The sequence below is a fragment of the Burkholderia sp. BCC1644 genome (assembly GCF_902833225.1).
Lineage (GTDB): Bacteria > Pseudomonadota > Gammaproteobacteria > Burkholderiales > Burkholderiaceae > Burkholderia.
On the sequence record NZ_CADFEI010000001.1, the window covers coordinates 667096 to 689455 of the forward strand.

Here is a 22360-nt window from a genome sequence, read left to right on the forward strand (position 1 = left end):
GTGCTCCGGGGTGGTCAGGCCGCGATCCACACGAAGCCGTCCTCGACCCGCGACGGATACGCGCTCACCGACTTGTCAGGCGCTTCCAGGCATTCGCCGGTGCGCAGGTCGAAATGCTGCTTGTACAGCGGCGACGCGACGACGACGCGCTCGCCGAGGCTGCCGATCAGCCCGCGCGACATCACGGCCGCCTGCGACACGGGGTCGACGTTGTCGATCGCGAACACGCCGCCTTCCTCGGCATGCGCGACGTGAAAGACCGCGACCTGCTCGCCGTTGACGAGCGCACACACGCCGGTGTTCGGCACGATCTCGTCGAGCGGGCACACGCGGGTCCAGGACAGCGGAAGACGATCGTTCATGATGGGCTCCTTCGAAAAGATGCGGGTGTCGGTCAGGGTCAAGCGGTTGCGGGTTCGGTGGCGGCTTGCGTCACGCTTTCGGCGACGACGGGAATCGACACGGGCTTGCCGCCCGCGCGTTCGCCGGGTGTCGCGGGCCGGATCTGGCCGCGCGTCTCGACGAATTCGATGGTCGTGTCCGGTGCGTCGCTGTTCACGAAGTGGCGGAAGCGCTTGCGCGTGTCGGGATCGGTCACGGCCTTCTTCCATTCGCACTCGTAGGTGTCGACCACATGCTGCATGTCGGCTTCGAGTTCCGCGCCGATCCCGAGCTTGTCGTGCACGACGACGTCGATCAGGTAGTCGAGGCCGCCTTCGAGGTTGTCGCGCCACACGCTCGTGCGCTGCAGCCGGTCGGCGGTGCGCACGTAGAACATCAGGAAGCGGTCGATGTAGCGCATCAGCGTCGCGCGGTCGAGATCGGACGCGAGCAGTTCGGCGTGGCGCGGTTTCATCCCGCCGTTGCCGCACACGTACAGGTTCCAGCCCTTCTCGGTCGCGATGATCCCGACGTCCTTGCCCTGCGCTTCCGCGCACTCGCGCGTGCAGCCGGACACGCCGAACTTGATCTTGTGCGGCGCGCGCAGCCCCTTGTAACGATTCTCGAAGTCGATCGCGAGGCCGACCGAATCGTCGACGCCGTAACGGCACCACGTCGAACCGACGCACGACTTCACGGTGCGCAGCGCCTTGCCGTACGCATGCCCCGACTCGAAGCCGGCCGCGATCAGCTCTTCCCAGATCGACGGCAGCTGCTCGACGCGCGCGCCGAACAGGTCGACGCGCTGGCCGCCCGTGATCTTCGTGTAGAGCCCGTACTTCTGCGCGACCTGGCCGACGGCGATCAGCCCTTCCGGCGTGACTTCGCCGCCCGGCATGCGCGGCACGACCGAGTACGTGCCGTCGCGCTGAATGTTCGCGAGGTAGTAGTCGTTCGAATCCTGCAGGCTCGCGTGCTCCTTCTTCAGCACGAATTCGTTGAAGCACGACGCGAGGATGCCCGCCACCGCCGGCTTGCACACGTCGCAGCCGAGCCCGTGGCCGTGCTTCGCGAGCAGTGCGTCGAACGTCGTGATGCGCTCGACGCGAATCAGGTGGAACAGCTCCTGGCGCGAGTGCGGGAAGTGTTCGCAGATATGGTTGTTGACCGCGAGGCCCTGCTTCTTCATCTCGGCCTTCATGATCTGCGTGACGAGCGGCACGCAGCCGCCGCACGACGTGCCCGCGCCCGTGCACGTCTTCAGCGCGCCGAGGCTCGTCGCGCCGTCGGCGACCGCCGTGCAGATCTGCGACTTCGACACGTTGTTGCACGAGCAGATCTGGGCGGCCGCAGGCAGTGCTTCGACACCGATCGCCGGTTTCGCGACGCCGTCCGACGACGGCAGGATCAGGAACTCCGGCGACTCCGGCAGCTCGATGCGGTTCAGCATCATCTGCAGCAGCGTGCCGTATTCGGCCGCGTCGCCGACCATCACCGCGCCGTGCAGGAACTTGCCGCAGTCGGACACCACGAGCTTCTTGTAGACCTGGCGGCGCTCGTCCGCGTACTGGTACGTGCGGCTGCCGGCCGTCGTGCCGTGCGCGTCGCCGATGCTCGCGACGTCGACGCCCATCAGCTTCAGCTTCGTGCTCATGTCGGCGCCCGCGAATGCAGCCGCGCCCGTGCCGTCAGCGCTGCCTGCAAGCTGCTTCGCCACCACGCGCGCCATGTCGTAGCCGGGCGCGACGAGGCCGTACACCATGCCGTTCCACGCCGCGCATTCGCCGATCGCGTAGATGTCGGCATCGCTCGTGCGGCATGCGTCGTCGATCGCGATGCCACCGCGCGCGCCGGTGTCGAGCCCGCATGCACGCGCCAGTTCGTCGCGGGCGCGGATGCCGGCCGAAAACACGATCATGTCGGCGTCGAGATGCGAGCCGTCGGCGAATGCCATCCGGTGCGTGCCTTCCTCGCCATCGACGATTTCCAGCGTGTTCTTGCCCGTATGCACGGTTACGCCGAGCGCCTCGATCTTCGCGCGCAGCATCCGGCCGCCGCCGTCGTCGACCTGCACGGCCATCAGCCGCGGGGCGAATTCGACGACGTGCGTGTCGAGCCCCATGTCGCGCAGCGCCTTCGCGCATTCAAGGCCCAGCAGCCCCCCGCCGATCACGACGCCGCGCTTCGCGTGCGCGCCGCACGCCTGCATCGCTTCGAGATCCTCGATCGTCCGGTACACGAAGCAGCCTGCGCGATCGCGCCCCGGCACCGGCGGCACGAACGGGCGCGAGCCCGTGGCGAGCACCAGCTTGTCGTACGCGAGCGTTTCGCCCGATACGAGCGTGACCGTATGCGCGGCGCGGTCGATCGACGCGACCTGCGCGTTCAGGCGCAGGTCGAACTGCGGATGACGCTCGAAGAAGCCCGGTTCGACGAGCGACAGGTCGTCCGCCGACTTGCCCGCAAAGAACTCGGACAGGTGCACGCGATCGTAGGCCGGGCGCGGCTCCTCGCCGAGCACGGTGACCTGCAGCGCGCCCGCCGTGCCGGCTTCCGCCGCGACGCATTCGAGGAGCTTGTGGCCGACCATGCCGTGGCCGATGACGATGAGTTTCATGGTGACGGTTCCTTCGGTCGATCAGTTCGAGGCCGTGGCGGCGGCCAGCGCGCGGTCGCGCAGTTCGGCTTCGCGTGCCTTGTGCTCTTCGCTGAAGCGCACGGCCATCGCGCACAGCGCGGTCGCGGTGACGGCAAGGCCGAGCAGGCTCAGCGTCTGCTGCACGTCGCCCACGCCCTTCAACAGGAAGGCCGCGGCGACCGCGCCGACGTTGCCGCCCGCACCGACGATCCCCGCGACGCCGCCGAGCGCCTTGCGGTCGATGAACGGCACCAGCGCGTAGGTCGCGCCGCACGCCATATGCGTGAACAGGCCGAAGGTCAGCATCGCGACGAGCGCGACGCCGATGCTTTGCGCATGCGAAAACCAGATCAGCCCGAGCCCTTCGCCGACGATCAGCGCGCACAGCAGCGCAGCGCGCACGTCGAGGCTGCGACGCGCGGCGATCTTGTCGGACAGCCAGCCGCCGAGCGCACGGGCGAACAGCGCGAGCAGCCCGAACAGGCCGACCGCGAAACCGGCGTCCTTCAGCGACAGGCTGAAGTGATTGACGTAGTACAGCGCGGCAATGTTGTGGATGAACACTTCGACGCCGAAGCATGCGCCGTACGTGACGAACAGCATCCACACGCGATAGTTCGCGCATGCGGCGAAGAAGCTCGCCCAGCCACCCTTCTTGCCGCTGTCGACCGTCACGCCTTCCTTGCGCAGCGCGAGGATGTCGCCTTGCGGGCAGTCCTGCGTGAAACGCCAGTACGCCCAGGCCATCACGAGCATCGCGACGCCCGGCACGACCAGCGCGATGCGCCACGACGAGTCCTCGCCGAAGCCGAGCATCAGGCCGGCGGCGACGAGCAGCGGCATCAGCGCCTGCGTCGCGCCGGCCCCTGCGTTGCCCCAGCCGGCCGTCGTCGCGTTTGCGGTGCCGACGACGTTCGGCGCGAACATCACCGACGTGTGGTACTGCGTGATCACGAAACCCGCTCCGATCGCGCCGATGCCGAGCCGGCAGATCAGGAACGACAGGTAGTCGTGCGTGAACGACACGGCGAACACCGGAATCGCGCCGAGCAGCAGCAGGCCGACATACACGCGGCGCGGGCCGAAGCGGTCGCACAGCGGGCCGACGAGCAGCCGCACGGCGATCGTCGCGGCCACCGCGGCGATGTTGATGTTGGCGACCTGGGCCGCCGTCAGGTGGAACTCGCGTGCAATGAGCGGCATCAGCGGCGCGCATGCAAACCACGCGAAGAAGCACACGAAGAACGCCATCCACGTCATGTGGAACGCGCGCATCGGCGCGGTGCGGAAGCTGAAGAGATCGATACGGGTAGCTTTGTCGGTCATGTCATCCGCCAAACGAAAAACGGCGTCCTGCGCACCCGGTCTCGTCGAGACCCGATGCGTAGGACGCCGTTGCCCATGAAGCCCGTTGCCGGGCGCGTCTAGTAATCGGTACTGCGGACGAATCGCCATTGATCCGCCCGAATCAGCTTACGCAAACGCCGTGCCATGTCGCCGCCGATCGGGCCCTCGGCCCCGCCGCACAAGGCTCGCCGGCCGGTGTGCGGCGCCCGGCGACACGCTCCGCACGATACGCGATGAGGCAGCGAGGCACAGATGTGGTGCGCTGCAGCACTGTCGCCGTGCGACATCGCGGTGCGCACTGGCGGGGCACGATGCACGCCGATGCGGCATTGCGGCTGCCGGCGGGCGGCGGCCGCCGGCACGCGTGCGCCCGTCGGTGCGCCCGTCACACGGTGCATCGCGTGCTGCGCGTGACGGGCCGTGCGCCGCTTGGCCCGGATATTGCTCGATCTCGTGCATCACACCGGCAACGGCGCCGGTGGGCAGTCCCCGCAAACCCTGCCCGCCCTTCACGGCGGGCCCGTCAGGACAACGGCGTCCCTCCGTGCGCGGCACGGCCGGATGCCGGTGCGTTTCGACCGCCCGCCGCCGCCGCGCAGACCACCCGTTATCGACGCCGCACACACGCATGCGGCAATGGAACACGACATGACGACTGGCAAAGTCACGCTGCTGGGCGCCGGCCCCGGCGATCCCGATCTCCTCACGCTGAAGGCCGTGAAGGCACTGGCTGCCGCCGACGTGCTGCTGCTCGACGATCTCGTCGCGCCCGGCATCGTCGAACTCGCGCCGCAGGCGCATGTGATCCGTGTCGGCAAGCGCGGCGGCTGCCGCTCCACGCCGCAGGCATTCATCGAGAAGCTGATGCGCCGCTACGCGCTGCGCGGTGCGCACGTGGTGCGCGTGAAAGGCGGCGACGCGCTGCTGTTCGGCCGCGCGGGCGAGGAACTCGCGACGCTGCGCGCCGCCGCGATTCCGGTCGAGATCGTCAACGGCATCTCGTCGGGGTTCGCGGCCGCCGCGAGCCTCGGCATCTCGCTCACGCACCGCGAGCACTGCCATGGCGTCACGTTCGTCACGGCCCACCGCCAGGATCATGGCGAACCCGACTGGGCACGGCTCGCGGCGACCGGTACCACGCTCGCGATCTACATGGGCATGAGCCGCGTCGACAGCATCGCGGCCGGCCTGCTCGCCGCGCTGCCTTCGTCGACGCCGGCCGCCGCCGTGCAATGGGCCGGCACGCCCGACGAGCGCCGCTGGACCGGCACGCTCGGCACGCTCGCGCACGGTGTCGAGGCCGCGCGACTCGGCAGCCCGGCCGTGATCCTCGTCGGCGGGGCGATCGGCGAAGCCGCCGTGCAGGATGTGCCGGGCGCGGGCGCAGCGCTGGCCGCAACCGAAACGGCCTTGTCGCGGGCCGCGTAGCATGCGCGACACCGCGCGGCACCGGCCGCCCACCTATCATGAAGACAGCGGCACCGTGCGCGTCGGCCGCCGGGTCGCCGCGGACGGCACCCGCACGATGCACGCACGTAGCCGCCGCCTCCGATCCGCACATCGCGCCACGGTTTCGCCGCCGCCGTTCGCATCATGAGTACGCCTGCTTCTCCCGCCCGCCTGCGCGTGCTGCTCGTCACCGACACCGACAAGCCGATCGGCGAGCTCGGCGACGCACTCGCGCGCCTCGGCTACGAGATGCTGAACGACGTCGCGACACCCGCGCGCCTGCCGGCAGCCGTCGAGGAGCAGCGTCCCGACGTCGTGATCATCGATACCGATTCGCCGTCGCGCGACACGCTCGAACAGCTCGCGGTGATGCACGTGACCGCGCCGCGCCCCGTGCTGATGTTCAGCCACGACGCCGACCAGGAACTGATCCGTGCGGCGGTCGGCGCGGGCGTCAGCGCGTATCTCGTCGAAGGGCTGTCGGCCGAGCGTCTCGCCCCGATTCTCGAAGTCGCGCTCGCGCGCTTCTCGCACGACGATGCGCTGCGCCGCCGGCTGGCCGACGTCGAGCGCGAACTCGCGGAGCGCAAGCTGATCGATCGCGCGAAACGCGCGCTGATGGACCAGCGCAAGCTGTCCGAGCACGATGCGTATGCGGCGCTGCGCAAGCGCGCGATGGACCAGGGCCTGCGCATCGTCGACGTCGCGCGGCAATTGCTCGACGGATCACCCCAGTCATGACTGCCATGGATACTTCCCCTCCCGCCGCGCCGGAACGCGCGCATCTTCGCCTCGGCTTCGTCGCGCTGAGCGACGCGGCCCCGCTGATCGTCGCGCAGCGCCTGAACCTCGGTGCGCGGCACGGCCTCACGCTCGAACCGAGCCGCCAGCCGTCCTGGGCTGCCGTGCGCGACAAGCTGCTGAGCGGCGAGCTCGACGCCGCGCATGCGCTGTACGGCCTCGTCAGCGGGCTGCAGCTCGGCATCGGCGGCCCGCAGGCCGACATGGCCGCGCTGATGGTGCTGAACCGCAACGGCCAGGCGATCACGTTGTCGCGCGGCCTGGCCGACGCCTGTCGCGAAAGCGGCAGCGTGCGCGACGCGTTCGCGACGCTCGGCCGCAAGCCGCTGCTCGCACAGACGTTCCCGACCGGCACGCACGCGATGTGGCTGAACCATTGGCTCGCGTCGCACGGCGTCGATCCGCTGCGCGACGTGCGCAGCGTCGTGATCCCGCCGCCCGAGATGGTCGCCGCGCTCGCCAGCAGCGAACTCGACGGCTTCTGTTCCGGCGAGCCATGGCACGCGGTGGCCGACGCGTGCGGCGCGGGCCGGACCGTCGCGGTCACGAGCGAGATCTGGCCCGATCATCCGGAGAAGGTGCTGGCCGCCCGGCGCGACTTCGTCGCGCTGTATCCGGCCACCGCGCGCGCATTGATCCGCACGCTCGTCGATGCGTGTGCGTGGCTCGACAGTGCCGCGCACCGCCGCGAAGCGGCCGACTGGCTCGCGTCGCCCGACGCGCTCGGCGTGCCGGCCCGGCTGATCGCGCCACGCCTGCTCGGCGACTACGGCGCGGGGCCGTTCGCCGCACCGCCGCTGCCGATCCGCTTCCACGACGGCGGCGCCGTGAACCGGCCCGATCCACACGAAGGGCGCTGGTTCCTGTCCCAATACCGGCGCTGGGGAATGCTCGACGGTCCGCACGACGATGCGGCCATCGCCGCGGCAATCGCGCAGACTGCGTTGTATGATGCTGCGGTCGCCGAAGGCGGCGCATCGGGTCCGTCGCACGCGTAATGCGTGCCGCATGAAGCCCTGGGTGCGCGCCAGGGCCGCGCCACGCCGATCCGGGCCACCCGGCGGCATCCGGCACGCACCGCCCGGGCGACACTGCACGACCACTCCGTCCCCGATCCGAATCGATGCCGAAACGAACGCACGCGCCGCTCGACGTGCTGCTCACCGAAATCCGTGCGTGCCGCGCCTGCGAAGCCGACCTGCCGCTCGGCCCGCGCCCCGTCGTGCGCGCCCATCGTGACGCACGCATCCTGATCGTCGGGCAAGCGCCGGGCGCACGCGTCCATGCGAGCGGCATCCCGTGGGACGACGCGAGCGGCAAGCGGCTGCGCGGCTGGCTCGACGTCGACGCCGACACCTTCTACGACGAAACGCGCTTCGCGATCGTGCCGATGGGGTTCTGCTATCCGGGCCGCGGCGCGAGCGGCGACAACCCGCCGCGCCCCGAATGCGCACCACTGTGGATCGACCGGCTGCTGGCCGAACTGCCGTCGATCCGCCTGACGCTGCTGATCGGCCAGTACGCGCAGCGGCATTTCCTGCGCGACACGCGCAAGGCGACACTCACCGACACCGTGCGCGCGTGGCGCGACTACGGCCCGGGCGTGCTGCCGCTGCCGCACCCGTCGCCGCGCAACCAGGCGTGGTTCAAGCACCATCCGTGGTTCGACGCCGACGTCGTGCCCGAACTCCGCCGCCGGGTGGCCCCGCTGCTCGACCGATGAACACCATCACCGGCGGCATCTCGATGCTTCGCGTCCCGCCCGATGTTTCCGCATCACCGTCATGAATACAACCTCGACCGACCTCGACATCGACTTTGCCTGCACCGGATGCGGCGCATGCTGCCGCGACCTGCGCATTCCTCTCACGCTCGACGAAGCGATCGCGTGGCTGCAGCGCGGCGGCCACGTGGAATTGCTGTGCGACGCGATGCCGTGGCCCGTCGAACCCGAGCCTGGCGACGCGTTCGCTGCGTACAAGCGCGCGCGTTCGACGCCCGCGATGAGCGGTTCGCTGCCCGTGCGCATCACGGCCGTGCTCACCGCGGCCCATGCCGGCCCGTGTCCGAACCTGCGCGACGACCTGCGCTGCGGGATCTACGACGAGCGCCCGCTCGTGTGCCGGATCTATCCGGCCGAAGTCAATCCGTTCGTGCCGCTGATGCCCGGCGGCAAGCAATGCCCGCCCGACGCCTGGCAGCACGCGCCGCTCGTCCGTGGCGGCATGCTCGTCGACGCGGCGACGCGCGAGAACATCGCCCGCTCGCGCGCGGCGAGCGAGGCCGAGACGCCGTTGCGCGCGCGGCTGTGCGCGGCGCTGGGCATCGACACGGCGGCCGTCGCCAATGAAGGATTCGTGGTCCATGCGCCGCCCGCCGCCACCTTGCTCGCCGCATTGACGGACCTGCGCGCCCCGTCGCCCGCGGCCGCCGGCGATGCGACCGAATGGAAGCTGGTGTCGAACCGCGCGCCCACGGTGGAAACGCTCGTGTCGGTCGGGGCATCGAGCGCGCTTGCCGGCAACGGCGCGGGCCCGCACGCACGCTATCTCGGCTTCCATCCGGACGCCTGATCGCCACGCCGCGGCGCGCCCGCACGTTCCGGCCGCGTCCGGTTCGCTGTACCATCGCGGCTCCACCGCGTCACCAACAGCAGAATCCTTCATGCCCTCCACCGCCCCGCCGCGCCTGTACGGGATGCCCGAACGCAGCGACCGGCTCGACTTCTACATCCGCGACCAGGCGTCGCGCCAGGCGATCACCGAGCCGCACCGGCACGCGTATTTCCAGATCCAGTTCAATCTCGGCGGCGACACCGAGCAGCGGATCGGCGGCGTCACGCGGCCGTTTCCGCGCGGCGCGCTCGCGTTCGTGCTGCCGCACCGCGAACACCTGATCCCGCATCCGGAAGGCGCGCATTTCATCGTGATCAACTTCAGCCAGGCGTTCCTGCGCGCCGATCTCGACGTCGATCCGCTCGACCTCGAGGACGTGCCTGCGCACCGCTTCCCCGAGCTGACACCGTTCCGCTTCCAGGAACATCTCGACTTCATCCTGACCGGCGACACGTACGAGGAAGCACGTCGCCTCGCGCTGTGCATGCTCGACACCGATCGCGTGCGCACGTTCGGCTCGACCACGTTGCTGCGCGGCTACCTGCTGCAACTGATCGGGCTCGTCTGCACGCAGTACGCGGGTGCGCTCGACAAGCTCGCGCAGCGCGGGGCCCAGCGCGCGGGCCGGCGCGACGCGCTCGCGCGCGTGATGCGGCACGTCCGCGCGAACCTGACCCGCGAGGACCTGACGCTTGCCGCGACTGCCGAGGCCGCGTTCCTGTCGCCCAACTACCTCGCGCACCTGGTGCGCAAGGAAACCGGCAGCACCTTCACCGATCTCGTGACCGAGCGCCGGATCGCGCTCGCGCAATCGCTGCTGGCCCACACGAGCCGCCGCATCGCGGACATCGCACGCTCCGTCGGCTTCCGCGACGAAGGGTATTTCGCGCGGCGCTTCCGTGCGCGCGTCGGCGTGTCGCCGAAGGCGTACCGCGACGCGAACGCCGCGCTGCCGGACAGCGACGACGTGCCGCCGGCCGCCGACGCGTAGTTTTGTCCCGGTAAAACGCAGTTGCGTCGCATCCGGCCGTATGCGCGTCGGGTATCGTTGCATGCATGCCGGCCCGTGCGCCGCACGGGCGCCGGCATCCGTCTTCCTACCGAACGAGGCCATCCGATGTCCGCTTATGTCATCGACGCTGCCGAGCGTCCTTCCGTCGAAGTCGAACAGTCGTCCGCACGCTTTCCGGTGCGCCGCGTATTCTGCGTCGGCCGCAACTACGCCGACCACGCCCGCGAAATGGGCGCCGATCCCGACCGTGAACCGCCGTTCTTCTTCACGAAGCCGGCCGACGCGATCGTTCCGGCCAGCGGCACCGTCGCCTATCCGCCGCTGACGAACGATCTCCATCATGAAATCGAGCTGGTGGTCGCCATCGGCAAGGACGGCCGGTCGATCGACCCGGCCGACGCGCTGTCGCACGTGTGGGGCTATGGCGTCGGCGTCGACCTCACGCGCCGCGACCTGCAGGCCGAAGCGAAGAAGCTGAGCCGTCCGTGGGACTGGGCGAAGGGTTTCGACGCGTCGGGCCCCGTGACCGCGCTGCGCGCGGCGTCGGCCACCGGGCACCCGGCGACGGGCCGCATCTGGCTCGCGGTGAACGGCGACACGCGCCAGCAAGGCGACCTGGCCGACATGATCTGGGCCGTGCCCGACGTCATCGCGTATGTGTCGCGCTCGGTCGAGCTGAAGGCCGGCGACCTGATCTTCACCGGCACGCCGGCCGGCGTCGGCGCGCTGCAGCCGGGCGACCGCGTGACGGGCGGCGTCGACGGCGTCGCGACGTTCGAATTCGTGGTGGGCGCGAAGCCGTAATGCAGCACGCACGGCGGCCGCCCGCCGAGGCCGCCGTGCGGTATCCCGATGCCGGTCAGCCGAAACGACGCAGGAACGCGTCGGCGACGACCGGCGGATTCAGCGTTTTCGCCGATGCGTTTTCCAGCGCCCTGGCTGCGTCGTCGTCGCTGATCGACACGAACAGCGTGATGGCCGCCCGTTCCTCGCCCGTGCCGAACAGGCCCTCGCGGTCGAGCAGCCGCAATGCCTCGATCATGTCGGCCTGCAGTTGCCGCGAGAATTCCGCGAATCGCGACGGAACGAACTGCGGACTCAGCACTTCGTCCGCCAGCCTGCCGCAGATCGCGTTGAACGGCGACGCCTCCGCCGCCTCGTACGCCCATTCGGCAGAACCCCATGCGTACCACGGCGCCGGATCGTCGTCCGCGATCGCCCGTTGCGCACGGATCCGGCTCAGCCCTTCGATCGAATTGGCGGCCGGCACCACCGTCATCGCGCCGCTGTCCGTATAGAGCGCGAACGCGTAGAAATGCTCGTCCGGGTGCAACGCCCGCAGTGCCTTGAAGGTCGCCCTCGCGGCATCGGCGATGTCCCGCTGGAAATCTGAAAAATCGCTCATCGCATCCTCGTCCAGTCACCCTTCGCGCGCGTCGGGGAATACGGCTCGCGGCGGGTGCGTCGTCGCCCGGTATTCGACGGATTGTCCGCCAATCGGCCGCACCACGGTACCGGGCCGCACCCGCGGTCACGGCGCGGCATCCCGCGCATCGAACACCCGCACGCAGACGGCGGCCACCAGCGCGATCGACGCCGACATCAGCATCATCGCGAGCGGTGCATAACCCGCGTTGCCGGCGGTCAGCACCGCGCCCGTCAGCGACGACAGCGCGGCGCCACCGGCGATCGTCATCGCACCGGCCAGCCCCGACGCGCTGCCCGCCAGCTCCGGGCGCACCGACACGGCGCCGGCATGCGCGCCAGGATTGGTCAGCCCGTTGCCGATGCCGACCAGCACGCACGGCCCGAACCATGCGAGCGCATGCGTCGCGCCGCCGAACACCAGCCCGAGCGCGATCGACGGCCCCGCACATGCGACGACGCGCCCGTACAGAATCGTCGTGGCCAATGTGTAGCGGCCCGCAATACGCGCAGCCAGAAAGCTGCCGCCGACGAAACCGGCCGTGATCGTCCCCATGTAAAAACCGATCTCCGCCGGCGCAATGCCGAACCGCGTTTTCGCGGCGAGCGGCGCGCCGGCCAGGAACGCGTAGAACGAGCCCGTCGAAAACGCCATGCAAAGCGCATGGGCCCAGAAACGACGCGCGCGGAGCAGCGCCGGATACGCGCGAAGCTGCTGCCGGAAGCTTGACGACCGGTTCGTATGGGTTTCGACGAAATCGGATGCGCACCAGCCGAACAGGGCGATGCCGAGCGCGCCGAGCAGCCAGAAGCTCGCCCGCCAGCCGACCGTCTGGTCGAGTGCGCCGCCGAGCGTCGGGCCGAGCATCGGCGCGAACGCGGCCGCCATCGCCGCATAGCCGATCCGGCTCGCCGCACGCGAGCCTCCACCGGTATCGCGGATCGTCGCCATCGACACCGGATAGACCGACGTGATCGCCGCCTGCATCAGCCGGCATGCGAGAAACACGCGGATATCGGTCGCCATCGCGCAGCCGAGCGAACCGAGCGCGAACACGCCGACGCTCGTCAGCACGACCGGCCGCCGCCCGAACCGGTCCGACAGCGGCCCCATCACGAACTCGAGCGACGCGGCCACCGCCGCGTAACCGCCGAGCGACAGTACGACGAGTGCGTAGTCGGCATGCAGGTCGCGTGCGATCGTCGGCAACGACGGCAGGAACAGGCTCAGCGGCAGCACCGAGAGCGCGCACAGCAGGATCAGCGTCACGTGTCGCGGCGACGCCGGGGCGGAATCGATCGGCAGGTTCGATTGCAAGCGGATACCCTCCGCGCACCGACCGGACGGCCGCGCGCAACGCAAAAAAAAGCCCCCGAACGAGTCGGGGGCGCATGGGTGCCGGCGCGGTGCCGCTACCGGACCCTGCGCCTGTGGACTACTACGATGAAGCAAGCCGTTTTCATGCCGAATGGCTCCTGAATGCCGGGCTGACTGCCCGCGATATCGAACGATGTTAGGCGGGCGACACCCGCCGCGTCAACGCCCTAACGCGCGCGCACCGACACGAACTTCCGCGCGTTGTTGCGCTGGATCAGCACGGCGATCACGTTGCCGCCGCTCGCTTCGAGCGAGGGCACGTCGTCCGGCGTCTCGAGCAGCGTGTCGTTGAGTTCCAGGACGACGTCGCCCGGCTGGATGCCCGCCGTCGCGGCCGGGCCGTGCACCGCGTCCACCATCATTCCGACCGCGAGCCCCGTCGAACGACGCTCGTCGTCGCTCAGCGCGTGCATCGTCAGCCCCAGGCGGTCGCCTCGGTCGCCCGCGCCGGGGCCTGGTCGTGCGGCCGCCTTCGGCGCGGCCATGGCCGCTGTCGCAGCCGGTGCATTCCCGGCCGCTTCGTCGGCGCCCGTGATCGTCAGCATCACCGGCGCGCGGTTGCGGATCACACGCAGCGGCGCCTTCTCGCCGGGTGGTAAGGCGGCAGCCAGGTCGTTCAGTTCTGCCGAGCGGCCGATCGCCTTGTCGCCGAGTTTCACGATCACGTCGCCGGGCTTCAAGCCGGCCGCGGCGGCCGGCGAACCCGGCGCGACGCCGTTGACGAGCGCACCCGCCGGACGCGACAGCCCGAATGCCGCGGCCAGCCCGACGCCGACGTCCTGCACGTCGACGCCGAACGCGTTGCCGGACGGCGCACCGGGCGCTGGTGCCTGAGCCTGTTGCGCCTGCATCTGTGCCTGCTGTTGCGCCTGCAACTGCGCGCGCACCTTTGCCGCGAATGCGATCGGGATCGCGAACGTCATGCTCGCGTAGCGATCGTTGCCGGTGTAGACCTGCACCGCGATGCCGATCACGTCGCCCGCGCGATTGAACACGGGGCCGCCCGAGTTGTCGGGATTCGGCGCGATGTCGGTTTCGAAGAACGGGAATGCGCTGCCGTCCGGCAACCGGTGCGACGTCGCGCTGACGATGCCGGCCGTCACCGTGTTACCCGATCCGTCCGGCGCGCCGATCGTCATCACCGGTTCGCCCGCGCGGACCTTCGACGAATCGCCGACGCGCACGAACGGCAGTTTCGTCGCGTTGACGCGCAGCACGGCGACGTCGCTTTGCGGATCGACGGCCAGCACGGTCGCCTTGAATTCGCGGCGGTCGGTCAGCCGCACCGTCACGTCGGTCGCCTCGTCGACCACATGGGCCGACGTGAGGATCAGGCCGTCGGCGCTGATGATGAAGCCCGAGCCGCTACCCGATACCGCGCGCGGCGCCGAGTCGGGCGCCGGCGCCTGTGGCGCCTGTGGTCCTTGTGCTTGCCCCTGCGCCGGCGGCGGCGCGTCGTGCCGGAAGAATGCGGCGAGCGGATCGTCGGGATCGAGGATCGCGAAGGACGGGCCGCCGGATTGCTGGTCGGGCGCAGTTGCCATGATGGTCACGACCGCCGGACCGTAGCGGTCGACGATCGCCGGAAAATCGACCGGCATCGCGTAAGGCGCGGCGGGCGCCCTCTGCTTCAGGGCACGCGGCGCGGCGGGCGGCGCGACGGTGGCGGCATTGGCAGCCGGCGGCGGCAAAAAAACGGCGAACACGCCCCCGATCAACGCGGTGCGAAGCACGGCGCGAGCAAGCGTCTGGCGAACCACGGTGCACCTCCCCCGGCAGTCGCGGCGACGCCCTGCGCGAGACGCGCAGGCGCCCGACAAGCACCGGTACACGCATCCATTTATAGTCCACGCGGCCTGTTCGAACATACGAATCGAAACCCGTATGCCGGAGAACAGGGCACGTGCGAAGCCGCGACGGCGGCCGTTTCGAACAAGGCGAGCCGCTCGTCAATCCGAATATTTACGGACACGTTCAATTCTGTTTTTCTTTTTTAATCAGATGTTTATATCATGCGATCCCGCAAAAGCACCTCGGCATGAAGCACAACCTGTTTGATGTCGACGCGCCCTACGGGCGCGCGTTCAAGCGATTTTCCGCATTGCTCGTCACGCGTTTGCGGGGTCGCTATACCCTTGACCGCCGCCTTCGGGATCTGGTGCGCATGGTCGCGCCGCTGCCGGTCGCAGTGTGGCGGCCAAGGCTTCCCACTGCACAAGGGCCGGTTCCATATTGCGAATGAACAAATCAGCCGGACAAACGTTGCGTGATCGCATGGCGGACATGGTCATGGACGGTCACTTGACGGCTGAATACAGCAGAGTCCCGGAAAACAAGACCAGCAGCAACGATGCAGAACGAAGCAGAGCCGTGATTTGGCTCGGTCCCGATGCCAGGATCCCTGTCACGCGCCCCAGGCTCGCCCAGCCTGCCCCGACGGGCACGAGGATCAGCAGAAACGTACCGAACGCGGCGACTCCGTGATTGGCATCATGAAACGCCTGGAGTGGAAATGCCGTGCTTGCAAGCAGAAAAGCCTTCGGATTCAACAGGGTCGCGACAAACATGTCTCGTCTCGTCACGGCCTTCGGACGTTGATCATCTTCCAATCGGCCTCGCGTCCACATTTTCGCAGCCAGCAACAGCAGGTACGACGAACACGCAATCTTGATCGCGCTCAAGACCTGAGGATGCTGTACGGCGAGCGCCAGCAACGACATGCCCCAAACAGAGATCGCGGTGACATAGCCTGCCGCCTCTGCGAGCACGAGTGGCAGCGTCCTTGCCAGTCCCACACTGATTCCCGATGAAAACAGCAGCGTGTTGGTTGGCCCTGGAACGATCAGCACGAGGACCGTATAAAAACCCATCGTCACCAATTGATGAATATCCAACATAGCCTCGACCAAGGTGATGATCAGTCTTCAGCGCCGCTCGTCATGCAGCGATGCCAGATACGGCGACGCATCGGTTTGTTCGCTGAACTCGAACCGCGTCGCTTCCAGCGCGCTGTACAGCCGCGCGGAATCAGCGCGGTCGCATCGAATACCGATCAGGACGCGGCCATAGTCAAACCCTTCGTTCCGGTAGTGAAACAAACTGATATCCCACTCGTCCCCGAACTTCCGCAGAAATTCCAGCAATGCACCTCGGCGCTCCGGAAACATCACCTCGAAGAGTTTTTCCCTCTCGACGTCGAATGTATCCGTGCCGACGAGTTGATGGCCATGCGTTCGCCATAACGTACTCCCGCCAAGGTCCGTCGCCCGATACCCGGCCGCCCCAAGGTCCTCGACGATCTTTCGCGCACTTTCGGCACCATACGTCTGCACGCCCACGAAAACCTGCGCCGCGTTCCCTGTCGTGCGGCGGTAGTCGAATGCGGTCACGACATACTCACCGAGTCGCTCCATGAGTGAGCGAAAGCTCCCGGGATGCTCGGCAATCGAGACGGCGAAACGCGCCTCACGGTTTTCGCCGATCGTCGAGCGCTCCGCGATATAGCGCAATTGATCGAAATTCATGTTGGCCCCGGATGCAATTGCAACCAGCGTCGCGCCCTTCTGCTCGCGTTGTCGCCAGGCCTTCAATCCGGCGAGCGCCAATGCGCCGGATGGCTCGAGAATCGAGCGCGTATCAACAAAAACATCCTTGATCGCCGCGCACACTTCATCGTTGTTGACCCGCACGATGCCGTCGAGATACTGCTCGCACAATTTGTAGCTGTACGCCCCGACCTGACGGACCGCGACACCATCGCAAAAGCGACCGACATGCGCAAGCCGAACCGGTGCGCCACCCGCGAGCGCCTGGGACATGCTATCGGCGTCGCTCGGCTCCACGCCGAAAATCTTGATCTGCGGCTTGACGCGCTTGACGTAGGCGCAAATGCCGGCGGCCAGCCCGCCGCCGCCGATCGGCACGAATATCGCATCAAGCTGAGTCGTCTGCTGGAGGATTTCCATCCCGACCGTACCTTGACCTGCAATCACGTGAGGATGATCGAAAGGCGGCACGAACGTACTGCCTTTCTCCCTGGCGTCCGCCAACGCGGCATCGCAGGCGTCGTCAAAATTGTCGCCGCACAGCACCACCTCGGCGCCGTACCGCTTGACGGCCTGCACCTTGATCTCCGGCGTTGTGTGAGGCATGAACACCCGTGCCTTGCAGCCGAGTGTGTGCGCGGCAAGTGCCACGCCTTGCGCATGATTGCCCGCGGATGCAGTCACCACCCCGCGGGCCAGCTCGTCGCCGGACAGTCTCACCATCAGCGTATAGGCACCCCGAACCTTGAAGCTGAAGCTCGGCTGCATATCCTCACGCTTGAGCAATATGCGGCTGCCAAAGCGCTCGGAGAGCCGGGACAGGGTATCGAGCGGCGTCTTGACCGCTACGTCATAGACCGGGGCGTTCAGAATACTGATCAGATAGTTGAAATCTTCTGGCATGGTGTGGTCGATCATGAACTGGATAACAGCAGCCTTAACGTGCGTCGCGTTCCGCCACTGCGGTTGACCAGGGAGACGAAACGAACGCGCCTCCGGTCAACTGTCGGGTTCCTGCGTTTCGCATGACAACATTTGGACAACCAAACAAATTCGGAGCAATCAGGTTAGCGGCCCGCCTGACTTCGTGAGTTTTGCCAATGGCATCCGAAACGGACATATCCATGCGATCGTCGACCGTGACCCACGGGTCGCCGCTCACATCCAGACGCGGAAAATGAATCGCATCCTCGATCGACATGCCGCAATCGATCAGATACGTAATGAGCTGCATGACGGCCGGCATGATCCGTCGGCCGCCCGATGCACCGAGCGCGAGCACATCCCCTGTTGCGCGCTTGACCACCGTGGGACACATGTTGGACAGCGGCACTGCACCAGGCACGATCGAGTTGGCCTTTCCGGGCCGGGGATCGAACCACATGACGGCGTTGTTCATGACGATACCCGTATGCGGCAAGGTCACTTTCGAGCCAAACATCGACAATAACGTTTGTGTCAATGCAACCGCGTTGCCATGTCGATCGACAACACTGATGTGCGTCGTACACGTACCGCGTCGTGCGTCATCTGCCGGCGCCGCACCGCCGATACGCTCCGCATAGGTTCGCGTCAGTGCGTCGGAAATCCGCGACAAGAACTGCGCATCCGGGTGGGCAATCCCGCCATCGGTGGATTGCTGCTCGAACAGCGCCAGCGCACGTGTCAGCGCCGGCCCTGCCGTGAGCGCCGATGAGGTCATGATGGCCGCATCACGATAGTGCAGCGCATCGATCTGACTGATTTCTGCGTTGTAAGCGGCGAGATCGTCGAGGCTCAGACGCGATTCCACGGTCGTGAAATCGGTAGCGATCCGGCGGGCAAGCGCGCCGCGGTAAAAATCGTCGCCTCCCCGCTCGGCAAGCGCCTCCAGCGTAACGGCCTGATTCTCGAGCGTGATGGGCGATGCCACCCCCGACCAGTCCGACGCAGGCACATGCCCATCTCGCAAATAGCACGCCTTGCTGGCCGGATAACGGGCGAGCCCTGCAGCGGCGGCTGCGATCTTCAAGGTCAGATACCAATCTATTTCAAGTCCGTCCCGCGCGCAACGAACCGCCGGCTCCACGAGCCGGCGCCAGGGCAGCGAGCCAAACTCACGGTGTGCCAGTGTCATGCCGGCAACCTGCCCCGGCACACCGATTGAAAACGGACCTTCGAGATTTCGGTCATCGACGACCGCGGGCCACCCGAACATGCCCCGCGCCGGCTCTCCGGTCAGGCGATAATCGTCCGGTTCGAGCGCCAATGGCGCCCTGGCCGCAAAGTCGATACTGAATGCAGCGCCGTCGGCAGGCGCGACGACCATATGCCCCACGCCGCCCAAACCACTTTGCCAAGGTTCAAGCACACCGATCGCAAAGCTCGCGGCTATCGCAGCATCAATGGCATTGCCCCCCTCCTCCAGCACCACCGCTCCGATGCTTGACGCCTTGTAGTGCTGGCTGACGACGATGCCGCCCGATGCCGAAATCGCGGGCTTCCGAACCTGCCAATTTTCAAAATGAGTCACGTCGTGCCTCTATCGTTGTCCGGCGCGCACGTGCTGTGTGCCATCGACACCGGGTTGCCATGATGCAGTTCCAGCGAACGCTCGACGATCGCGGCGAGGTAATCCAGTACGGCCTGCTTTGCCGAATGGATAAAGAAATGGCCGCCGTCGAAGCGTCGTATCGAAAATTCCGCCGACGTGAACACATGCCATTCCAGCGCGTCCGCTTCCGATACCAGCCTGTCGTCCGTACCGGTCAGCACGTGAATCGGAATACCCAGGTCGCGCGGCGTGCTGCGCCAGGTTTCCCTGCACTGCAGGTCGGCGCGAATGGTCGGCATGAACGTGTCGATGAAGTCCCGTCTCTCGCGTGCGATGGCCGGCAATCCGTCGAGACGTATCAACGCATCGATCAATGCATCGCGTGGAAGAAGATGCAAGACGTGATCGCGTCGGATGGGCAAGTGCGGTGCGGCGCATGCCGACGCGACAAGTGCGATCGGACGACACCCCAGGTCGACGAGCCGACGCGCCAGTTCCACCGCGATGACAGCGCCCATGCTATGCCCGAACAATGCGAAAGGAACCCGAGGGCAATCGCCCACGATGCGCGACAGTTCGTCGACCACGGCATTCATGTGCGTCAGCGCAGCTTCGGAAAATCGGCTGCCGCGTCCCGGCAATTCGATCGCGCACACGTCGATGTTCGCCGGCAGCGCATGCTGCCAGCCGGCGAAGATCGACGCACTGCCGCCCGCATAGGGCAGGCAAAAGATCCGCGCATCCGGATGCCTGTTGGCGGAGAAAGACACGAGACCGCGGGGAAGTTTGGCGCTGTCTGACATGGCGGCAATACTCGCTCGCGCTTACTTCCAGAACAGCAACGGAACGCATGCCAGCAGCAGCAACGCCATCGTGCGGTTGTAGATCACGCGCGCGCGCTCGGTTTGCAGCATGGTCTGCATACCGACGCCGAGCACCGCCCACACCGACACGGCCGGAAAATTGATCACCACCATCAATATGCAGATGCCGATCACCGATGAAATGAAGCCCTCACCGTCAACCGAAAACAGAACGATCAGATTCGCGGCCATCAGCCAGGTCTTCGGATTGACGAACTGAAACATCGCGGCCTGCACGAACGAGAACGGCTTCGTTTCCGCATCTTTGGCAGCAGGCCGCCCCGCGTTCGCAATCTTGAAGGCGAGGTACGCGAGATACAGCGCGCCAATCACGAACAAGGCCAGTCTCGCCGCCGGATATTCGATGAACACGACCCCGAGACCGGTCGCGCTCAATACCACCAGCGTGGTTGCACCTATCGTAATGCCGAACAGATGGGGCAACGTGCGCAAGAATCCGAAATTGGCCCCCGATGCAGCAAGCATGACGTTGTTAGGGCCCGGCGTAATCGACAGCGCGAGAATGTATGCGGCAACCGCCAGCGGTTTGAATTGGTCAATTCCTGATGAAAGAGCGAACGACATGACGCCTCCTTGGCAGATATCATTGCAACGGCATTGAAAAGACAAATGCGGCCCACGAATTGCGCTCAGCCAGCCGTCGACCTGACGAATCGTTCGATGCTGTCCAGTTCGTGGCGTAGCACGCGATAGCTGACCGTTTTCACGGGATGACGAAGCATCGGCATGTCAATGACGCCCTCTCCGTACGGCTCGATCCCGAGCTTGCGCTTGACGCTTTGCGCCGAAGCATTACTGGCCGGGGTTTCGAAACGAATGCTTTGCAAATCGAATCGATCGAAGAAGATGCGCATGGCCGCCAGATAGGAAACCGGGCCGATGCCAATGCCGCGATACCGGGCGTACCAGATGTGGGCATGCATGACCGCGCTGCATTCCGCGTCGAGGTGCGTCAGCTCATGCACACCGATCGCGTCATCCATGTGCCGGATCGTCAAGATCGGCACAGGTGCCATGCCGCTGCATCCGCGCAGCACCAGAATCGTCAACAACTCTTGCATCCGCCGCTCACTCGGTAGCTTTTCGACGTCGATATTCATCGACTCCATGAGAGCCGGCGGCGACCGATACCAGTAGTTCAGACAAGGAACGATGTCTCGCTCAGCGAAATCGTCCACGTGAATATCCGACAAACGAATCGGGTTCATGATCGCGCCAGAATGAAATCAACAATCGCTCGATTCACCTCGGCGGCCTTTTCGAGGTGAAGGAAGTGCCCCGTCCCCTCGACGACCTCACGCGTAAGCGCTGCCGAGAAATACTCGGGCACGCCGTCGCCGACAAAGGCGTCGAGTCGCCCTTCACGATCGTGGGTGCCATGCATCAGCAGCGTCGGCACGGTTACCGGTCCGGCCGCAATGCGTGCCTGCTGGTCGCGACGCTCCGGGTCGCGCAGTTCGACATGACGACACCGATATTGAGCAAGCGCCGCCTCAAGTACGCCTGGTCGACGAAACGTGGCCTTGATCGACTCGATCGTTTCCCGCGGCACGTCCCAGTTTCGAGACGCATCGCGCCACCATGCTTCGATGAAGGCGAAATCGTCATGGGCCAGTACCCGCTCGGCCGACGGCGATTGAAAGAAGAACGTATGCCAGATTCCCTTCAGGTAATCGTAGTGCAGTCGCTGGGCCGCGTCGGGACGGCTCCATCCGAGCGCGACAAGCTTTGTGATGCGCTCCGGAAACAGAATGGCCGCTGCGATCGACGCTTGCGCCCCCCAATCGTGTCCGACCAGAATCGCGTTGTCGAAACCCAGCGCATCCATCAACGCGCTCAGGTCATGCGCCATATAGCAGGTATGGTACTGATCCGACGGAGCGGAACTGGATGGCGCATACCCACGCAAGTACGGTGCTACTGCGGTGAAACCTGCTTCCGCCAGTTCAGTTGCCAACGGCAGGAAACTGTCCGCGTGGTCGGGAAAACCATGCGAGCATATGACCAACGGGCCACTGCCTTGCCTAAGGTAGTGAATTTCGATGCCGTTCGCGTCGAACGCGCCGCGCATCACTTCCGTTGTGGTGGACCGGCCGGCGGCGTGGCTCATGCGACGTCACTCAGGCGTTGCTCAACAATATCGGCGAAGCCGTCGACCGTCGAATGGTTCATGAAGTCCATCAGCGATACTTCGATGCCGCACGCCTGCTCGAGCTTCGTCACCAGCACCGCTGCCGCCAGAGATCCACCTCCGAGCACGAAAAAATCCGCATCGGACGCGACGTGCTCGACGCTGAGCGCTTCGGAAAAAAGCCGTTTCACGAGTGCCCGGGTTGTTTGCATGTTCACTCC

General features: G+C 66.6%; 21 protein-coding genes and 1 pseudogene. 7 read left to right on the forward strand and 15 right to left on the reverse strand.

Features of this window, described 5'->3' with window-relative positions:
* Nucleotides 1–14: 14 nt before the first annotated feature.
* Genes nirD through HWX87_RS02970 form a run of 3 tightly spaced genes read right to left on the reverse strand, consistent with a single transcriptional unit; the run spans nucleotide 15 to nucleotide 4345 of the window.
* On the reverse strand, nucleotides 15–362 hold the full coding sequence (gene nirD, locus HWX87_RS02960) for a nitrite reductase small subunit NirD (protein WP_176045590.1): 348 nt from the start codon (nucleotides 360–362) through the stop codon (nucleotides 15–17).
* Nucleotides 363–400: 38 nt separating this feature from the next.
* A complete protein-coding gene (gene nirB / locus HWX87_RS02965; RefSeq protein ID WP_176045591.1) occupies nucleotides 401–2998 on the reverse strand; it encodes a nitrite reductase large subunit NirB in 2598 nt (865 codons plus the stop codon).
* A gap of 21 nt (nucleotides 2999–3019) precedes the next feature.
* Complete coding sequence (locus HWX87_RS02970) at nucleotides 3020–4345, reverse strand: MFS transporter (protein WP_176045592.1); 1326 nt, start codon at nucleotides 4343–4345, stop codon at nucleotides 3020–3022.
* A 669-nt stretch (nucleotides 4346–5014) separates the two neighbouring features.
* Between HWX87_RS02970 and cobA the strand changes: the two genes are divergently transcribed.
* The 7 genes from cobA to HWX87_RS03005 all read left to right on the forward strand — a co-directional run bounded on the left by cobA (nucleotide 5015) and on the right by HWX87_RS03005 (nucleotide 11047).
* The gene (cobA, locus tag HWX87_RS02975) at nucleotides 5015–5794 is read left to right on the forward strand and encodes a uroporphyrinogen-III C-methyltransferase (RefSeq protein WP_176045593.1); all 780 of its coding nucleotides are present in this window, start codon (nucleotides 5015–5017) and stop codon (nucleotides 5792–5794) included.
* A gap of 165 nt (nucleotides 5795–5959) precedes the next feature.
* Nucleotides 5960–6556 (forward strand): ANTAR domain-containing protein, encoded by a 597-nt coding sequence (locus tag HWX87_RS02980; protein WP_176045594.1) that lies wholly within the window; start codon nucleotides 5960–5962, stop codon nucleotides 6554–6556.
* 5 nt (nucleotides 6557–6561) lie between these two features.
* Complete coding sequence (locus tag HWX87_RS02985; RefSeq protein ID WP_176045736.1) at nucleotides 6562–7614, forward strand: CmpA/NrtA family ABC transporter substrate-binding protein; 1053 nt, start codon at nucleotides 6562–6564, stop codon at nucleotides 7612–7614.
* Between the two features lie 125 nt (nucleotides 7615–7739).
* Nucleotides 7740–8339: a uracil-DNA glycosylase family protein gene (locus tag HWX87_RS02990; protein WP_176045595.1), complete on the forward strand. Its 600-nt coding sequence runs from the start codon at nucleotides 7740–7742 to the stop codon at nucleotides 8337–8339.
* 61 nt (nucleotides 8340–8400) lie between these two features.
* The gene (locus tag HWX87_RS02995) at nucleotides 8401–9189 is read left to right on the forward strand and encodes a YkgJ family cysteine cluster protein (RefSeq protein WP_176045596.1); all 789 of its coding nucleotides are present in this window, start codon (nucleotides 8401–8403) and stop codon (nucleotides 9187–9189) included.
* Between the two features lie 91 nt (nucleotides 9190–9280).
* Entirely contained in the window at nucleotides 9281–10222 is a 942-nt protein-coding gene (locus HWX87_RS03000; protein ID WP_176045597.1) for a helix-turn-helix transcriptional regulator, read from the forward strand.
* A gap of 126 nt (nucleotides 10223–10348) precedes the next feature.
* Nucleotides 10349–11047 (forward strand): fumarylacetoacetate hydrolase family protein, encoded by a 699-nt coding sequence (locus HWX87_RS03005; RefSeq protein WP_034191239.1) that lies wholly within the window; start codon nucleotides 10349–10351, stop codon nucleotides 11045–11047.
* 55 nt (nucleotides 11048–11102) lie between these two features.
* On the opposite strand, the gene HWX87_RS03010 is transcribed toward HWX87_RS03005, so the two are convergent.
* The 12 genes and pseudogenes from HWX87_RS03010 to HWX87_RS03065 all read right to left on the reverse strand — a co-directional run bounded on the left by HWX87_RS03010 (nucleotide 11103) and on the right by HWX87_RS03065 (nucleotide 22351).
* Nucleotides 11103–11648 carry a DUF4303 domain-containing protein gene (locus tag HWX87_RS03010; RefSeq protein WP_176045598.1) on the reverse strand — a complete coding sequence of 182 codons (546 nt, stop codon included), beginning with the start codon at nucleotides 11646–11648 and terminating at the stop codon, nucleotides 11103–11105.
* A gap of 126 nt (nucleotides 11649–11774) precedes the next feature.
* Entirely contained in the window at nucleotides 11775–12986 is a 1212-nt protein-coding gene (locus HWX87_RS03015) for an MFS transporter (RefSeq protein WP_176045599.1), read from the reverse strand.
* Nucleotides 12987–13213: 227 nt separating this feature from the next.
* The gene (locus HWX87_RS03020) at nucleotides 13214–14806 is read right to left on the reverse strand and encodes a trypsin-like peptidase domain-containing protein (protein WP_176045737.1); all 1593 of its coding nucleotides are present in this window, start codon (nucleotides 14804–14806) and stop codon (nucleotides 13214–13216) included.
* Nucleotides 14807–15120: 314 nt separating this feature from the next.
* Nucleotides 15121–15322 (reverse strand): annotated as a pseudogene (locus tag HWX87_RS38300) (hypothetical protein); the annotation flags it as partial.
* Between the two features lie 21 nt (nucleotides 15323–15343).
* Nucleotides 15344–15943 (reverse strand): LysE family translocator, encoded by a 600-nt coding sequence (locus HWX87_RS03030; RefSeq protein WP_176045601.1) that lies wholly within the window; start codon nucleotides 15941–15943, stop codon nucleotides 15344–15346.
* A 27-nt stretch (nucleotides 15944–15970) separates the two neighbouring features.
* Complete coding sequence (gene ilvA, locus HWX87_RS03035) at nucleotides 15971–17509, reverse strand: threonine ammonia-lyase, biosynthetic (RefSeq protein ID WP_244137583.1); 1539 nt, start codon at nucleotides 17507–17509, stop codon at nucleotides 15971–15973.
* Nucleotides 17510–17528: 19 nt separating this feature from the next.
* Complete coding sequence (locus HWX87_RS03040) at nucleotides 17529–19103, reverse strand: gamma-glutamyltransferase (RefSeq protein WP_176045602.1); 1575 nt, start codon at nucleotides 19101–19103, stop codon at nucleotides 17529–17531.
* Nucleotides 19100–19927 (reverse strand): alpha/beta fold hydrolase, encoded by an 828-nt coding sequence (locus HWX87_RS03045; RefSeq protein WP_176045603.1) that lies wholly within the window; start codon nucleotides 19925–19927, stop codon nucleotides 19100–19102. The genes HWX87_RS03040 and HWX87_RS03045 overlap by 4 nt, the downstream gene beginning before the upstream one ends.
* A gap of 21 nt (nucleotides 19928–19948) precedes the next feature.
* Nucleotides 19949–20572 (reverse strand): LysE family translocator, encoded by a 624-nt coding sequence (locus HWX87_RS03050; RefSeq protein ID WP_176045604.1) that lies wholly within the window; start codon nucleotides 20570–20572, stop codon nucleotides 19949–19951.
* Nucleotides 20573–20637: 65 nt separating this feature from the next.
* Nucleotides 20638–21216 (reverse strand): GNAT family protein, encoded by a 579-nt coding sequence (locus HWX87_RS03055; protein ID WP_176045605.1) that lies wholly within the window; start codon nucleotides 21214–21216, stop codon nucleotides 20638–20640.
* Entirely contained in the window at nucleotides 21213–22118 is a 906-nt protein-coding gene (locus tag HWX87_RS03060) for an alpha/beta hydrolase (protein ID WP_176045606.1), read from the reverse strand. Before HWX87_RS03060 ends, HWX87_RS03055 begins: the two co-directional genes overlap by 4 nt.
* Nucleotides 22115–22351: a phosphopantetheine-binding protein gene (locus HWX87_RS03065; protein WP_176045741.1), complete on the reverse strand. Its 237-nt coding sequence runs from the start codon at nucleotides 22349–22351 to the stop codon at nucleotides 22115–22117. Before HWX87_RS03065 ends, HWX87_RS03060 begins: the two co-directional genes overlap by 4 nt.
* Nucleotides 22352–22360 lie beyond the last annotated feature (9 nt).

Coding starts and splice junctions, on each gene's coding strand:
- HWX87_RS03050 (WP_176045604.1), bottom strand. CDS start 20,572: ATGTCGTTCGCTCTTTCATCAGGAATTGACCAATTCAAACCGCTGGCG.
- HWX87_RS03000 (WP_176045597.1), top strand. CDS start 9,281: ATGCCCTCCACCGCCCCGCCGCGCCTGTACGGGATGCCCGAACGCAGC.
- nirB (WP_176045591.1), bottom strand. CDS start 2,998: ATGAAACTCATCGTCATCGGCCACGGCATGGTCGGCCACAAGCTCCTC.
- HWX87_RS02995 (WP_176045596.1), top strand. CDS start 8,401: ATGAATACAACCTCGACCGACCTCGACATCGACTTTGCCTGCACCGGA.
- HWX87_RS02970 (WP_176045592.1), bottom strand. CDS start 4,345: ATGACCGACAAAGCTACCCGTATCGATCTCTTCAGCTTCCGCACCGCG.
- HWX87_RS03005 (WP_034191239.1), top strand. CDS start 10,349: ATGTCCGCTTATGTCATCGACGCTGCCGAGCGTCCTTCCGTCGAAGTC.
- cobA (WP_176045593.1), top strand. CDS start 5,015: ATGACGACTGGCAAAGTCACGCTGCTGGGCGCCGGCCCCGGCGATCCC.
- HWX87_RS03045 (WP_176045603.1), bottom strand. CDS start 19,927: ATGTCAGACAGCGCCAAACTTCCCCGCGGTCTCGTGTCTTTCTCCGCC.
- HWX87_RS02990 (WP_176045595.1), top strand. CDS start 7,740: ATGCCGAAACGAACGCACGCGCCGCTCGACGTGCTGCTCACCGAAATC.
- HWX87_RS03010 (WP_176045598.1), bottom strand. CDS start 11,648: ATGAGCGATTTTTCAGATTTCCAGCGGGACATCGCCGATGCCGCGAGG.
- HWX87_RS03060 (WP_176045606.1), bottom strand. CDS start 22,118: ATGAGCCACGCCGCCGGCCGGTCCACCACAACGGAAGTGATGCGCGGC.
- HWX87_RS02985 (WP_176045736.1), top strand. CDS start 6,562: ATGGATACTTCCCCTCCCGCCGCGCCGGAACGCGCGCATCTTCGCCTC.
- HWX87_RS03055 (WP_176045605.1), bottom strand. CDS start 21,216: ATGAACCCGATTCGTTTGTCGGATATTCACGTGGACGATTTCGCTGAG.
- HWX87_RS03065 (WP_176045741.1), bottom strand. CDS start 22,351: ATGCAAACAACCCGGGCACTCGTGAAACGGCTTTTTTCCGAAGCGCTC.
- ilvA (WP_244137583.1), bottom strand. CDS start 17,509: ATGATCGACCACACCATGCCAGAAGATTTCAACTATCTGATCAGTATT.
- HWX87_RS03030 (WP_176045601.1), bottom strand. CDS start 15,943: ATGTTGGATATTCATCAATTGGTGACGATGGGTTTTTATACGGTCCTC.
- nirD (WP_176045590.1), bottom strand. CDS start 362: ATGAACGATCGTCTTCCGCTGTCCTGGACCCGCGTGTGCCCGCTCGAC.
- HWX87_RS02980 (WP_176045594.1), top strand. CDS start 5,960: ATGAGTACGCCTGCTTCTCCCGCCCGCCTGCGCGTGCTGCTCGTCACC.